Raw genomic sequence first — 12,687 nt, 5'->3', positions numbered from 1 at the left:
GTCGCCCCCTTCGCGGGGGCGTGGATTGAAACTTGCCCGCCACTGCGTGACCTGGAGCCGGGCACGTCGCCCCCTTCGCGGGGGCGTGGATTGAAACCGGTGGACAAAGGCATGTTGGAAACAGCCCTGACGTCGCCCCCTTCGCGGGGGCGTGGGTTGAAACCGGCTTGCTGCATACCCACAGCCCAGGCTAGCGGCCGAGCCGCCAAAACGGAGCCCACTGTCAGATCCTGTCTGAACTGCTACACCTGCCGGCAGGCCCAACGGGCGCATTCCGGCCCCGCGTCCGTTTTCTATTCCGCATCCTCGTCCACAGCGGGCGCTTTCTGCGCTGCGGCTGCCCCGTCCCCCGCTGCTGCCGCATCCATCTCGGCGGCCAGGGGCGCGGGTGCGGTCGTTTTATCGTCGAGCTTGTTGTGTTTGAGGCTTTCACCCTGGCTGATGAAATAGACGTGTTCCGCAATATTGATAGAGCGCCGCCAGATGCGCGTGAGCGAGCGGGTGATGAGAATAATGTGCATGGCCAGGGGCGGCTTGAGGCCAGAGGCCGGGTCGGAAAGGCGTTCCATGATGCCCTGGATGATGCGTACCTCGCACTGCAGGGCTTCGCCGTCGCCGTGGATCATCTGCAGGGCCTCGTCGGCGCGGTTTTCGCGAAATACCCGCACGGCCTGTTCATATGCGTCGCGGGCGCGCTGGAACATGGGCAGCACCTGCGGAATGACGGCGCAGCCCGGCGTATCCTGCATAAGCACAGCCTGTTCGGCCACGCTCACGGCTTCGTCGCCGATGCGTTCCAGGTCCACCACCATGCGCAGGGCGCTGACCACAAAGCGCAGGTCGCCGGCCACGGGCTGGGTGCGGGCCAGCAGTTGCAGGGCCATTTCATCAATTTCGTTTTCCAGGGCGTCGATGGCGGCATCGCTTTCCATAACGGCCGTGGCTCTGCCGGGATCATTGGCGGCCAGGGCTTTGCCCGCTTCTTCCAGAGCGATGCCCACACTGGCGGCCATGACCAGCAGCCGGGTGCGCAGGGTGGCCAGCAATTGCTGCAAGTAGTTGACTTCCTGTTGCATATAAAAATCCTTCTTCCTAGAGCATGATAATTGTGCAGCCGTGCGACGTCCGGGCTTGCGCTTGGGGTGTACGAGGGCGCGGCTTCAGGGCGGCATGGGCGACATGGGCGGCGCGCCTAGCCGAAGCGGCCGGTGATATAGTCCTCGGTCTGTTTTTTGGCTGGCCGGGTGAACATGCTGTCCGTGGTGTTGTGCTCGATGAGCTTGCCCATGTAGAAAAAGGCCGTGTAGTCCGAGACGCGGGCCGCCTGCTGCATGTTGTGGGTGACGATGATGATACACAGAGACTGGCGCAGCTCGCGGATGCTTTCTTCTATTTTCTGAGTGGCGATGGGGTCCAGGGCGCTGGCGGGTTCGTCCATAAGCAGCACTTCGGGCTCCACGGCCAGGGCGCGGGCGATGCACAGGCGCTGCTGCTGCCCGCCGGAAAGCCCCAGGGCCGGGGCCTGGAGGCGGTCCTTCACTTCTTCAAAAATGGCCGCCCGGCGTAAGGAAAGCTCCACTTTTTCGGCAATGAGGCTTTCATCGCGCAGGCCGTTGACGCGCAGGCCGTAGGCCACGTTTTCGTAAATGGTTTTAGGAAAGGGATTGGGCTTCTGAAAGACCATGCCCACCTTGCAGCGCAGGGAAACCACGTCCGTGTCCGGGCGGTTCACGTCCTGGCCGTCCAGCAGAATCTCGCCTTCCACGCGCGCGCCGGGCACCAGGTCGTTCATGCGGTTGAGGCAGCGCAGAAAGGTGGATTTGCCGCAGCCGGAGGGGCCGATAAGCGCCGTAACCCGGCTGGGGGGGAATTCCAGATTGACGTCGTGCAGGGCTTTGTTCTGCCCGTAAAAAACACTGACCTTGCGCGTCAGCAGTGCTTCCTTCATGAGTGTGCCGCTCCGTGAACGGATGTAAGGGTGAAGACCAGGGCCGTGCTGCCGTCCTGAGCCGGGCTTTCCGCCCGGATATGGCCGCCGTGCCGTTCTATGATATGCTTGCAGATGGCCAGGCCCAGCCCGGTGCTGGCCTGACCCCGGTGCCGTTCCACCTGATAGAAGCGCTCAAAAATGCGCTCCAGGTCCGCCCTGGGGATGCCCGGGCCATCGTCCACCACGCGGAAGACCGCCGTGCCGTTTTCTTCCCGTGCGTTGACGCGGACGACGCCGCCTTCCGGCGTGAAGCGGGCCGCGTTTTCCAGCAGATTGCGGAAGACCTGGGTCAGGTGGGCAAGGCTGGCCATGACCCGGCAATCTTCGGGGATGCTGACCTCCACCGTGCAGCGGCGCGCGTCCAGGGCTTCGCGGCATTGGGCCGCGGCCTGGTTCAGGGCTTCGCGCGGGTCCACGGGCGTGAGCTCCAGGCTGCCGTCCTTGCCTTCCAGGCGGGCCAGGGAGAGCAGATCCTCCACCATGCGCGAAAGACTCTGACCGTGTTTGAGGATGATTTCGCCGAAGCGACGGCACTGGGGCGGCAGGTCCATATTCATGAGGGTTTCCGCATAGCCCTGGATGGCCGTAAGGGGCGTGCGCAGCTCGTGAGAAACGTTGGCCACAAAGTCGCGGCGCACGCGCTCCAGGCGCATGAGCTCCGTGATGTCGTGGAATACGGCCACGGCACCCACGCCCGTGGGAACCTGCCCGTCCTCCTGGCCGGAAGGCCGGGAAAGGCAGACGGACATGACCTCGCCCGAGGGCAGCTCCAGATGCAGGTAGCGTTGGCGGCGGCTCTTGGCCGCTGTGGCCTCGTCCGTTTTTTCCGGTTCGGCCATGAGGGCGTCCACAGCCTCCTGCAGGGCGGGGGAGGGGATGACCTCCACCACCGGCGCGCCCTGGGCCGCGGCGGCCTGCGGAAAGCGCCTGGCCAGGGCGCGGTTGCAGCGGCGGATGCGGCCGCGCGGCCCCAGCACCAGCACGCCGTCGCTCATGGTTTCCAGCACGCACTCCAGTTGGGCGGTCTGCTCCGCGGCGGCGCGGATGTGTTCCTCAATGTTTTCGGCCATGCGGTTGACGGCCTGGGCCAGGGGGGCGAACTCCCGGCCTGGGATGCGCCGCAGCCTGCGCTGAAAGTGGCCCAGAGAGATAGCCTCCACCACGGCCACCATCTGATCCAGCGAGCGGCGCAGCGCTCCGGAGAGAAAGCCCGCCAGCAGTAGAGAGAGCACCAGCGCCGCCAGGCCCAGACGGGTGAAGAAGGCGGCCCGGTTGTCGATATCCTGGCGCAGATGGTCCAGGGGCACGGCCACCCGCAGCACGCGGCCGTCGACCACGGGCGCGGCGGCATAGGCCATGTCCGTGCCCAGGGTGCCGCTGGGCCGCAGGGCAAAGCCGGGCTCGCCCGCAAGGGCCGCGCGGATTTCCGGGCGGTCGGCGTGGTTGTCCAGCCGCTCCACGGGCTGCGCGCCGGGGGCGGTATCGGCCAGCACGTCGCCCTGGGCGTCGGTGAGGGTAAGGCGCTCTTCCGGCAGTTTGAGGATGCGCGCCAGGCGCGGCAGGCTGGCCGGGTCCGGTCCCAGCTGTTCCAACAGGGCGGCGGCCAGGGCCGTCTCGCGCAGCAGGCGCTGGCGCGCGGCCTCCAGCTGGCCCTGCTCAAACCAGGACCGGCCCATAAATACGGCCATGCCTGCCACCACCAGGGCCACGGCAAGCATGCCGCCGAAGATGCGGGTTCTGAAAGAAAACATCTGTTTCACCGGGTTGCAGGGTTGTGCCTCAAGGGCGGTTCAAAGCGGCCTCCGCGGCCAGGGCCGCGCGGGGGAGCCGTCGTTTTTTGTCAGCTCCGGGCTATTCTTTGATCCGATAGCCCACGCCGCGCACGGTTTCCAGCAAGGGGGCGGCGGGGCCCAGCTTGGCGCGCAGGCGGCGCACATGGGTATCCACGGTGCGGGCGTAGCCTTCAAAGGAGTAGCCCCAGACCTTGTTGAGCAGTTGCTCGCGGGTGCGCACCGTGCCTGCGTGGCGCAACAGGTCTTCCAGCAGACGGAATTCCGTTGCCGTGAGGTTGAGGGCGCAGCCCTCCGCCTCGGCGGTGTGGGCGTCCGTGCGCAGGCGGATGCCGTGACGTTCCAGCACGGGGTTCTGGCCCTCGCGCCCGCCGCGGCGCAGCACGGCCCGCACCCGGAGCATGAGCTCGCGCACGCTGAAGGGTTTGACCACATAATCGTCCGCGCCCAGGCTCAGGCCCACCACGCGGTCCATTTCTTCGCCCCGGGCCGTGAGCATGAGGATGGGGATGTGGGCCGTTTCCGCCTGCGCGCCCAGGCGGCGGCAGACTTCAAAGCCGTCGATGCCCGGCAGCATGACGTCCAGCAGGACCAGAGCCGGGATGTGGCGGCGGGCCAGCTCCAGGGCCTGCGGGCCATCGGCGGCTTCCAGCACGCCGAAGCCCTCGCGCTCCAGATTAAAGCGCAACAATTCGCGGATGTCGGCTTCGTCTTCTACCACAAGTATCTGCTGCATGACTTTTTCCCTTTTTTCGGACCCAGTGCAACGCTGTTTTGCGCCAGGCGTGTGGTGGCTGCGTGACAATTGCGTGACAGACGTCACAGAGGGCCGACAATGGCGTTTTGCGCGGCAGGGCAGGGGCTTGCGCGGTTTCACGCAGTGTTCTGCGTTCCGTCATCATTCTGTAACAGAGGCGGGCCAAAAGGGAAACGCGGCGGGCAACGGCCCGCCCGGAACAGTGCGAACAACCCTGTGCAACAAAGGAGCAAATTCATGTCCATCGGCAAAAAGCTGGTTCTGGCCCTGGCCCTGCTGAGCCTGAGCGCCCCGGCCTTCGCGGCCAAACAGGTTGTCATCAATGGTTCCACCACGGTGCTGCCCGTGGTGCAGAAGGCGGGCGAGGCCTTTATGGCTGCGCATCCTGATGTGGAGCTGAGCATCTCCGGCGACGGTTCCGGCAACGGTCTCAAGGCCCTGATTGAAAAGCAGTGCGATATCGCCATGAGCTCGCGCGACATCAAGGGCAAGGAAGTGGACGCCGCCAAAAAGAACGGCGTGAACCCGCAGCGCACGGCCATCGCCGTGGACGCCATCGTGCCCGTGGTCAACCCCGCCAACCCCGTGAGCGGCCTGACCGTGGACCAGCTGCGTGACATCTACACCGGCAAGATCACCAACTGGAAGGACCTGGGCGGCGCGGACGCCAAAATCGTGGTCATCTCGCGCGACACCTCTTCCGGCACCTTTGAGTGCTGGGAAGAAATGATCATGAAGAAGCAGCGCGTTAGCCCCACGGCCCTTATGCAGGCCTCCAACGGCGCGGTGGTGCAGGCCGTTTCCAAGAATAAGAACGCCATCGGCTACATCGGCCTTGGGTATGTGGACAAGTCCACCAAGGGGCTTACGGTCAACAAGGTGACGGCCAACGCCCAGACCGCGCTTTCCAAGCAGTGGCCCATCGCGCGGGAGCTCTACATCTTCACCAACGGCGCGCCTGCCGGCAGCGCGAAAGACTTTGTGACCTACCTGCTGGATCCCGGCAAAGGCCAGAAGAACGTGCAGGAAGTGGGCTATGTGCCCCTGAGCAAATAAGGACGGCGGCGCGGGGCGGCAGCGCCCCGTGGGGGGCCTTGCGGTGAGCGGGGCCCCGCCGTCGGCCGGGCATCGGGCGGCAGGCGGCCGCAAGGCGGCAAAAGACCAACAAACCTTTGCGAAGACTTTTCTCAAAGGCATATGCTCTGGAAGGGGAGGGGCCATGCGCTCCACGGCAATGCGGGAAAATCTGGTACGGCATGCGTTGGCCGTCCTGGCAGGCAGTTCGCTGCTGGCCCTGGGCGGCATTGTGCTGTTTTTGTTCATGGAGGGCGTGCCGCTGTTCAGCGAATACTCCTTCCTGGATTTTTTGTTCGGCAAACTCTGGTACCCCACGGAAGAGCCCGGCCTGTTCGGCATCTTTCCGCTGCTGGCGGCCTCCCTGGCGGTGACGTTGTTTTCGTCCCTGCTGGCCGTGCCCCTGGGCGTGCTCACAGCCGTGTACCTGACGGAGATTGCCCACCCGGGCGTACGCCGCCTGGTCAAGCCTTTTGTGGAGCTGCTGGCGGCCCTGCCTTCTGTGGTGCTGGGTTTTCTGGGCATGGTGGTGCTGGCCCCTTTCCTGCAAGACGCCCTGGGCGCGGCATCGGGCCTCAATCTGCTCAACGCCTCCCTGGTGCTGGCCCTCATGAGCGTGCCCACCATCTGCTCCGTCTCTGAAGACGCCCTTTACAGCGTGCCGCGCGACCTGCGCGAGGCCTCCCTGGCCCTGGGGGCTACCCGCTGGCAGACCACGGTGCGCGTAGTGGTGCCCGCCGCTCTTTCGGGCATCGGCACGGCGGTGATGCTGGGCATGTCCCGCGCTATCGGCGAGACCATGGTGGTGCTCATGGTGGCGGGCGGCGCGGCCATCCTGCCCACGTCTCTGCTGGATCCCGTGCGGCCCATGCCCGCCTCCATAGCTGCGGAAATGGCCGAAGCCCCCTTCCGCAGCGAGCACTACCACGCCCTGTTCGCCATCGGCATGGTGCTCTTTTTTCTGACCCTGGCCTTCAACGTGCTGGCCGGGCACATTGCTGAAAAACACCGCCAGGCCGGCACCTCCAGCCTGTAATAAGGGGAATTTCCATGTCCTCCTCCCTTCCTGCCCCCACAGTGACGCCCGCGCCCCAGGGCGGCACGCCCATCCCGCCGCCGTCCGGCCTGCGCCTGCCCGCCAGCGGACGGCGGCGGGCCCGTCGGCAGACCGTCATGTTCTGGCTGCTGCGCGCCGTGGCCGCCTGCAACGTGCTGGCTCTGCTCGGCGTGTGCGCCTTTTTGCTGCGCAACGGCCTGCCCGCCCTGAGCTGGGAGTTCCTTACCCAGCCGCCCCGCAACATGATGACCGAAGGGGGCATCTGGCCCTGCATTGTGGGCACGGCCATCCTTTCTTTGGGTTCGCTGCTGCTGGCCTTCCCTCTGGGCGTGGCCTCGGCCGTGTATCTGCACGAGTACGCGGGGCGCAGCCCCTTCGCCCGCTATGTGCGCCTGGGCGTTAACAACCTGGCCGGGGTGCCCTCGGTGGTCTTTGGCCTGTTCGGGCTTTCGTTTTTCGTTACCTTCTGCGGGTTTGGGGTGAGCATTCTTTCGGGCGTGCTGACCCTGGCTGTGCTGACCCTGCCGGTGATCATCGGCACCGCGGAGGAAGCCCTGCGCAACGTGCCGGATACTTACCGCGAGGCCTCCCTGGCCCTGGGGGCCGCCAAATCCCAGACTATCGCCCGGGTGGTGCTGCCCTGTGCGCTGCCGGGCATGCTTACGGGGGCCATTCTGGGCGTGGCCCGCGCGGCGGGCGAAACGGCGGCCATCATGTTCACCGCCGCCGTGTTCTATACCCCGCGCACGCCCGATTCCGTGTTCAGCGCGGTCATGGCCCTGCCGTACCACATGTATGTGCTGGCCACGGCGGGCACGGAAATTGAGAAGACCCGCCCCTTGCAGTACGGCACGGGCCTGGTACTGCTGTTGCTGGTGCTGGGCATGAACCTGCTGGCCATCATCCTGCGTGACCGCCTGCAAAAGCGGGCCTGAAGGGGCGCCCCTTCCCCGCGGGCGCGCCCGAAATTTTCGCGCAGTTCGCACAGGCAGCGCGTGTTTGCTGCCGACGGGCGGCAGACCGCAACAGAAAACCCCCGGCTTCTGGCCGGGGGTTCGCATATCCGTTCCCCTGGAGGGAAACGGGAGGAGGGGGCATGGGAAAGAAGACGGCATGAAAACGCTGCAACCGCCGCGCTTCGGGCCGCGCGGCCGCCCCTCACAAAAGCGCAAGCGCCGCTTTGCTGCGCGGCGAAACGCCGGGAAGGACGTATTGCCTGCCCTTGAGAACGCAATTTTCAAGAGCGGTTACTTACGGCATTGCAACACTGCAATGCCCTGGCGGCTGCGTGAGCAGCCTCGCGCCGTGGCGGCGTAAGCGCAATATGTTTGCGCTGTTAAGCGCCGAAACAAGCGTGCCGTAAACTTTGAGAATGCCTGTTCTCAAAGATAATCTGCTCTAAGGGGTTTTGGTTTTGGGGGCCGCATCTTCAGCGTGTAGGGGCTTGATTTCGGCCTGCCCGCCGCAGCTGCAGGCATTGTCCTTGGGGCTGCAGCCATCGCAGCCGCAGCCGCACTGGCCGCTGCGCACAGCGCGGCGCATGCGCCGGACGATAAAGAACAGAGCCGCCAGAACGCAAAGAATAATAATCGCAAGTTGAATGTCCATACGCTTTCACCTTGCGCGGCGGCGTCGCGAAATGCGCCGCGCAGCCGCGTTTGTCTGCCAAGAAGATGGGGCTTTGGAAAATGAAAGTCAAGTTCTTTTGGGCAAAAATCTTCGGCAGTGGTCCTTGTTGGGGCAGGCCGTGGGGGCGACCGCTGGAACCGCCGGCCTGCGCCGAGCGGAGGCGCGCGCGGCGGGTGGGGCGTTCAGGCTGGGCTGCGGCGCTGCAGTGCTGCCGTGCCGTAGCGGCTGCGTGAGCAGCCGCGCGCCGTGGAGCGCAAGCGCAAGCGCAAGCATTTGCGCTGGTAAGCGCCGGAACGGGCGTGTCGGAACCTTTAAGAATGCAGATGCGCAAAGGCAATCTGTTCTGAGGGCGCGCTGCGGCGCGCAGCGGGAGGGGCGTTCCGGCGGCGCGTTTGCGGCCGGCCGCAGCGCGGGCCGGAGGGGGCAGGGGGGATCAGAGCTCTTCCGCCGCCTTGGCCCGGCACTCGGCGCAGAGGCCGTAGAGGTTGTGGACGTGGCCCCGCAGTTTGAAGCCGTATTTTTCGGCCAGTTTGCGTTGCAGTTTTTCAATGCGGGGGTCGCAGATCTCCACAATTTTGCCGCAGCCGAGGCAGACCAGGTGGTCGTGGTGGCTGTCCGGCTTGGCTACTTCATAGCGAGTGATGCCGTCGCTGAAGTGGATTTCCAGGGCCAGGCCCGCGTCGCAGAGCAACTTGAGCGTGCGGTAGACGGTGGTCTGGCCGATGCCGGGATCGCGCTGCAGAATGTGCTGGTAGAACTCTTCCAGCGAATGGTGGCCGGGCAGCTCAAAAAACGCTTCGGCAATGGTCCGCCGCTGCGAGGTGGTGTTCAGGCCCTTGCGGTTCATGAAGTCCAGAAATTCCGGCAGGCCCACGGTCCTCAATTTTGCTGTCATAATGTACGCCTGCTCCCGGAAGCGGACTGACGGCGCGCGGGGCTGCCAGACGAAACCGGGCAAGATAGCGTGACGGTTTGGGAATATCCGCGCTTTTGCCATACTGCCTCAAAACTTGCCAAAAAGCAACGCAAGGGCCCGGCGCGGCCGTCTCCTCACGCTTTGCCTGGGGCCGTGAAAGGCTTGCCGCCGCCGCAGCCCGCGTCTACAAAAAAGCCGTGTTTTCCTGCGGCGTGGACTTGACCTTTATAACAGTACTGAATACTGTTTTCAAAAAGGTACGACGTACACCCTTTGCCGGAGCGGACGCTCCGCCGGATAAGGACAGCAGTATGGAAAATCTGATTAACAAAAAGGTGGCTCCGTTCAGCGTGCAGGCCTATCAGGCCGGGGAACTGAAGGCCGTGACCGATGCGGATATGCAGGGGCACTGGTCCGTGGTGTTTTTTTACCCGGCGGACTTTACTTTTGTCTGCCCCACGGAGCTGGAAGACCTGGCCGAGAATTACGCGGCCTTCAAGAAACTTAACTGCGAAATCTATTCCGTCTCCACGGACAGCGCCTTTGTGCACAAGGCCTGGGCCGACGCCTCGCCCAACATTGCCAAGATCCGGTACCCCATGCTGGCGGACTGCGCGGGTGAGCTTTCGCGCGCTTTCGGCGTGATGATTGAGGGGGCTGGCCAGGCGCTGCGCGGCAGTTTTGTCATTAACCCCGATGGGGTGATCAAAGCCTATGAAATCCACGATACCAGCATCGGCCGGAACGTGGAGGAGCTGCTGCGCAAGCTGGAGGCCGCCCAGTTTGTGGCTGAACACGGCGATCAGGTTTGCCCCGCCCGCTGGAAGCCGGGCAAGGCCACGCTGAAGCCGGGGCTGGATCTGGTGGGCAAGTTGTAAGCGGGCGCTTTGCGCCTTCCTCTGGTTTGGCGTGACAAGGTTCTCCCGGTTCAGGGGCGTGTGCCGCAATGGCAGGGCCCGTGAACCGGGAGCTTTTGTTCTCTGAATGCTTGCTTTTTTTGTGGGGGGTCAAGGGCGGGACTGCGTCCCCCCTTAGACCCCCCACCCCCCCCATAACCCCCTGCTTTTCCAGACAGCCCGGCTATGGTCGGCGCGGCTGGGGCTGCTCGCTGCGCTCCCCGCGCCCCTTTATGCCGCGCTCAACTTCCGGGGGAAGGCAGCGGTAGTTATGAAGAAGGGGACGCGGCCGCCGGGCTTTGCAGGCATTCGGACCCGGCCAGGGTACGTCTTACGTGTTTCCTGAGGGAAGAAAAGTTTTTTGAAGGGGTGGGGGCGTGGGGGAGGGGAAACTTTTGTTCACAAAAGTTTCCCTTCCCCCACAAAACAGCATCCATCCTTCCCCCCCCAGTTATTGCAGATCCGCCAGTTTTTGCAGGAGCAGGGCGGCCTTGGCGGGGCCGATGCCAGGCAGGCGGCGCAGGTCATCCAGGGAGGCGGCGCGCATGGCTTCCACGCTGCCGAAGTGGTCCCAGAGCAGGCGGGCGGTGGCGGGGCCGATGCCGGGCAGGCGCATGAGCTCACCGGAGAGGGCCGCGCCGCGCCGGGCGCGGCGGTGGCGGCCGATGACGAAGCGGTGGGCCGTATCGCGCACGTTTTGCAGGAAGAGGAGCTCCGGGCTGCCTTCGCGCAGGGGCAGGGGGTTGACACGCTCTGGGGTAAAGATGCGGTCGGCAATGTTGCCGGCGCGGCGGTCAGCGTGGCCGGCGTCGTCGCGGGCCTTGGCGATGGCCGCCAGGGGGAAGAGGGCAGCGCGCCCGGCTTCGCGCAGGGCGCGCTGCACGGTATGGAGCTGGCCGCGGCCGCCGTCGATAAGCAGCAGATCGGGCCAGGGCGGGCCGCTTTCCAGACGGCGGGCCACCCAGGCGTGGAGGGTGGCGTAGTCGTCCCCGCTGTCGGGCATGGCGTAGTTGCGGTACTGGCCGCGTTCGGGGCGGCCGTCCTCAAAGACCACCAGGCCCACGCGGGTTTGTTTGCCGCCGGTGTGGGAGACGTCCACGCATTCCAGGCGGCGGGGCGGGCCGGGCAGGTGCAGGGCCGCGCCCAGGCGGGCAAGGATATCCTGCGCGCCGCCGCGTTCCTGACGGTGGGCCTCCTCCCGGGCGTTGCCCTGGGCCAGGTCCACCAGGCGGTTGTCCCCGGCGTTTTGCGGGGCCACCAGGCGTACGGGGCCGTTGCGGCGGTCGCTCAGAGTCTGCTCCAGCAGCTCGCGTTCGCTGCAGGCCGCGCGGGCGGCGGGGGTGGCGGAAACTGCGGCCGCCGCGGCAGTGGGGGCAGCTGCGGATGCGGGGACTGCGTTGGGGGTAGTGGGAGCCGCGGCGTGGTCCTCCCTGGAAGGTGCCTGCTGGGCGGGCATGGGCTGCGGCCCAGCGTCCGGCGCGGCGTCTGGGGCGACATTCAGCGCGGCGTCCGGCGCGGAATCTGGGGGGGCATCCGGGAGCGCAACGGTGGGGGGCTCCGCGTTGTGCGGGGCAGTTGCGGGGTCCGCTTCCAGATCTGGCGGCAGCCAGGGCAGCAGCACGCGCGGCGGCGGCGTGACCTGGCTGTAGTACTGAGAGAGGAAGGACCAGAGCAGTTCCGGGGCGTCCTCAAAGCTCAGGCCCGGCCAGTAGAAGGCCCGGCCGTCGGTCACGGCCCCGTTGCGCACAAAGACCAGGCCCAGGGCCAGGCCGCGCTCGCCCGGGGCCAGGCCCAGGGCGTCCATGTCGCCGCCGCCGGGCAGCACGGCGGCCTGCCGCTCCACCGTGCGCTCCACGGCGCGGATCTGGTCGCGGAGCAGGGCGGCGCGTTCAAATTCCAGGGCTTCGGCGGCTTGTTCCATGCCCGCCTGCAGCCGGCGCAGCAGCTCGGCGGAGCGGCCCTCCAGCAGATCGCAGACCTGGCGCACGCGGGCGTTGTATTCCTGCGGGGTCACCAGGCCCATGCAGGGGGCCGGGCACTGGCCCATGAAGTGGTAAAGGCAGGGGCGCACCCGGTTTTTCATGGCCTTGTCCGTACAGCGGCGCAGGGCAAAGGCGCGGTGCAGCAGCTTCCAGGTTTCGCGCGCGGCCAGGGCGGAAGTGAAGGGGCCGAAGTAGCGCGCGCCGTCCCGCCGGGCTTGGCGGACAATTTCCAGCCGGGGAAAGGGGTGGCGCAGGTTGCAGCGAAAAAGCACGTACTGCTTGTCGTCGCGCAGCACGATGTTGTAGTGGGGCCGGTGCTTTTTGATCAGGCTGGCCTCCAGCAGGAGGGCCTCTTTTTCCGTGGTGGTGGTGAGGTAGTCCAGCGTGGCGGCGTGGGAGAGCATGGCCAGGGTTTTGGCGGGCAGGCCATCGGGCCGGAAATAGGAAAGCACCCGGCGGCGCAGCACGCGGGCCTTGCCCACATAGATGACGCGGCCGCGCGCGTCCTTGTACAGGTACACGCCGGGGGCCGTGGGGATGCTGGCGGGGTCGGGCTTCTGCATGGGCGGCGGGCTGGGGGAGGAAATGGCGAGGGA

At 65.9% G+C, this 12,687-nt stretch carries 12 protein-coding genes; 5 read left to right on the top strand and 7 right to left on the bottom strand.

The genetic code is table 11. The features are described from left to right. Positions 1-293: 293 nt before the first annotated feature. From phoU to BLS55_RS08425, 4 genes are all read right to left on the bottom strand, one after another. Positions 294-1,076 (bottom strand): phosphate signaling complex protein PhoU, encoded by a 783-nt coding sequence (gene phoU / locus BLS55_RS08440; RefSeq protein WP_092154279.1) that lies wholly within the window; start codon positions 1,074-1,076, stop codon positions 294-296. 116 nt (positions 1,077-1,192) lie between these two features. Next, on the bottom strand, positions 1,193-1,948 hold the full coding sequence (pstB, locus tag BLS55_RS08435; RefSeq protein ID WP_092154277.1) for a phosphate ABC transporter ATP-binding protein PstB: 756 nt from the start codon (positions 1,946-1,948) through the stop codon (positions 1,193-1,195). Continuing rightward, a complete protein-coding gene (locus BLS55_RS08430; protein WP_092154275.1) occupies positions 1,945-3,741 on the bottom strand; it encodes a HAMP domain-containing sensor histidine kinase in 1,797 nt (598 codons plus the stop codon). The genes pstB and BLS55_RS08430 overlap by 4 nt, the downstream gene beginning before the upstream one ends. A 100-nt stretch (positions 3,742-3,841) precedes the next feature. Next, entirely contained in the window at positions 3,842-4,516 is a 675-nt protein-coding gene (locus BLS55_RS08425; protein WP_092154274.1) for a response regulator, read from the bottom strand. Between the two features lie 258 nt (positions 4,517-4,774). On the opposite strand from BLS55_RS08425, the gene BLS55_RS08420 reads away from it, so the two are divergent. The 4 genes from BLS55_RS08420 to BLS55_RS11895 all read left to right on the top strand — a co-directional run bounded on the left by BLS55_RS08420 (position 4,775) and on the right by BLS55_RS11895 (position 7,985). Then, positions 4,775-5,593, top strand: coding sequence for a phosphate ABC transporter substrate-binding protein (locus BLS55_RS08420; protein WP_092154272.1), 819 nt, complete (start codon positions 4,775-4,777; stop codon positions 5,591-5,593). Between the two features lie 163 nt (positions 5,594-5,756). Continuing rightward, complete coding sequence (gene pstC, locus BLS55_RS08415) at positions 5,757-6,647, top strand: phosphate ABC transporter permease subunit PstC (protein WP_092154269.1); 891 nt, start codon at positions 5,757-5,759, stop codon at positions 6,645-6,647. 137 nt (positions 6,648-6,784) lie between these two features. Beyond that, on the top strand, positions 6,785-7,603 hold the full coding sequence (gene pstA, locus BLS55_RS08410) for a phosphate ABC transporter permease PstA (protein WP_092154287.1): 819 nt from the start codon (positions 6,785-6,787) through the stop codon (positions 7,601-7,603). 178 nt (positions 7,604-7,781) lie between these two features. Continuing rightward, positions 7,782-7,985: a hypothetical protein gene (locus tag BLS55_RS11895; RefSeq protein WP_143339537.1), complete on the top strand. Its 204-nt coding sequence runs from the start codon at positions 7,782-7,784 to the stop codon at positions 7,983-7,985. 81 nt (positions 7,986-8,066) lie between these two features. On the opposite strand, the gene BLS55_RS08405 is transcribed toward BLS55_RS11895, so the two are convergent. Together BLS55_RS08405 and BLS55_RS08400 are read right to left on the bottom strand one after the other, a co-directional pair. Further along, positions 8,067-8,276 (bottom strand): FeoB-associated Cys-rich membrane protein, encoded by a 210-nt coding sequence (locus tag BLS55_RS08405; RefSeq protein ID WP_092154267.1) that lies wholly within the window; start codon positions 8,274-8,276, stop codon positions 8,067-8,069. A 454-nt stretch (positions 8,277-8,730) separates the two neighbouring features. After that, complete coding sequence (locus BLS55_RS08400) at positions 8,731-9,192, bottom strand: Fur family transcriptional regulator (protein WP_092154265.1); 462 nt, start codon at positions 9,190-9,192, stop codon at positions 8,731-8,733. 332 nt (positions 9,193-9,524) lie between these two features. Between BLS55_RS08400 and ahpC the strand changes: the two genes are divergently transcribed. Next, positions 9,525-10,091 (top strand): alkyl hydroperoxide reductase subunit C, encoded by a 567-nt coding sequence (gene ahpC / locus BLS55_RS08395; protein ID WP_092154263.1) that lies wholly within the window; start codon positions 9,525-9,527, stop codon positions 10,089-10,091. A 469-nt stretch (positions 10,092-10,560) separates the two neighbouring features. Here the strand turns inward: ahpC and uvrC are convergent, their stop codons facing one another. Then, positions 10,561-12,654, bottom strand: coding sequence for an excinuclease ABC subunit UvrC (gene uvrC / locus BLS55_RS08390; RefSeq protein WP_092154261.1), 2,094 nt, complete (start codon positions 12,652-12,654; stop codon positions 10,561-10,563). Positions 12,655-12,687: the final 33 nt, after the last annotated feature.

It is taken from the genome of Desulfovibrio legallii (assembly GCF_900102485.1).
GTDB lineage: Bacteria > Desulfobacterota > Desulfovibrionia > Desulfovibrionales > Desulfovibrionaceae > Desulfovibrio > Desulfovibrio legallii_A.
This window is presented reverse-complemented; position numbering and strand designations above follow the sequence as displayed.

Bases quoted from the DNA above. Each gene is read 5' to 3' on its own strand.
- phoU (WP_092154279.1), bottom strand. From the start codon at position 1,076: ATGCAACAGGAAGTCAACTACTTGCAGCAATTGCTGGCCACCCTGCGC.
- pstB (WP_092154277.1), bottom strand. From the start codon at position 1,948: ATGAAGGAAGCACTGCTGACGCGCAAGGTCAGTGTTTTTTACGGGCAG.
- BLS55_RS08430 (WP_092154275.1), bottom strand. From the start codon at position 3,741: ATGTTTTCTTTCAGAACCCGCATCTTCGGCGGCATGCTTGCCGTGGCC.
- BLS55_RS08425 (WP_092154274.1), bottom strand. From the start codon at position 4,516: ATGCAGCAGATACTTGTGGTAGAAGACGAAGCCGACATCCGCGAATTG.
- BLS55_RS08420 (WP_092154272.1), top strand. From the start codon at position 4,775: ATGTCCATCGGCAAAAAGCTGGTTCTGGCCCTGGCCCTGCTGAGCCTG.
- pstC (WP_092154269.1), top strand. From the start codon at position 5,757: ATGCGCTCCACGGCAATGCGGGAAAATCTGGTACGGCATGCGTTGGCC.
- pstA (WP_092154287.1), top strand. From the start codon at position 6,785: ATGTTCTGGCTGCTGCGCGCCGTGGCCGCCTGCAACGTGCTGGCTCTG.
- BLS55_RS11895 (WP_143339537.1), top strand. From the start codon at position 7,782: ATGAAAACGCTGCAACCGCCGCGCTTCGGGCCGCGCGGCCGCCCCTCA.
- BLS55_RS08405 (WP_092154267.1), bottom strand. From the start codon at position 8,276: ATGGACATTCAACTTGCGATTATTATTCTTTGCGTTCTGGCGGCTCTG.
- BLS55_RS08400 (WP_092154265.1), bottom strand. From the start codon at position 9,192: ATGACAGCAAAATTGAGGACCGTGGGCCTGCCGGAATTTCTGGACTTC.
- ahpC (WP_092154263.1), top strand. From the start codon at position 9,525: ATGGAAAATCTGATTAACAAAAAGGTGGCTCCGTTCAGCGTGCAGGCC.
- uvrC (WP_092154261.1), bottom strand. From the start codon at position 12,654: ATGCAGAAGCCCGACCCCGCCAGCATCCCCACGGCCCCCGGCGTGTAC.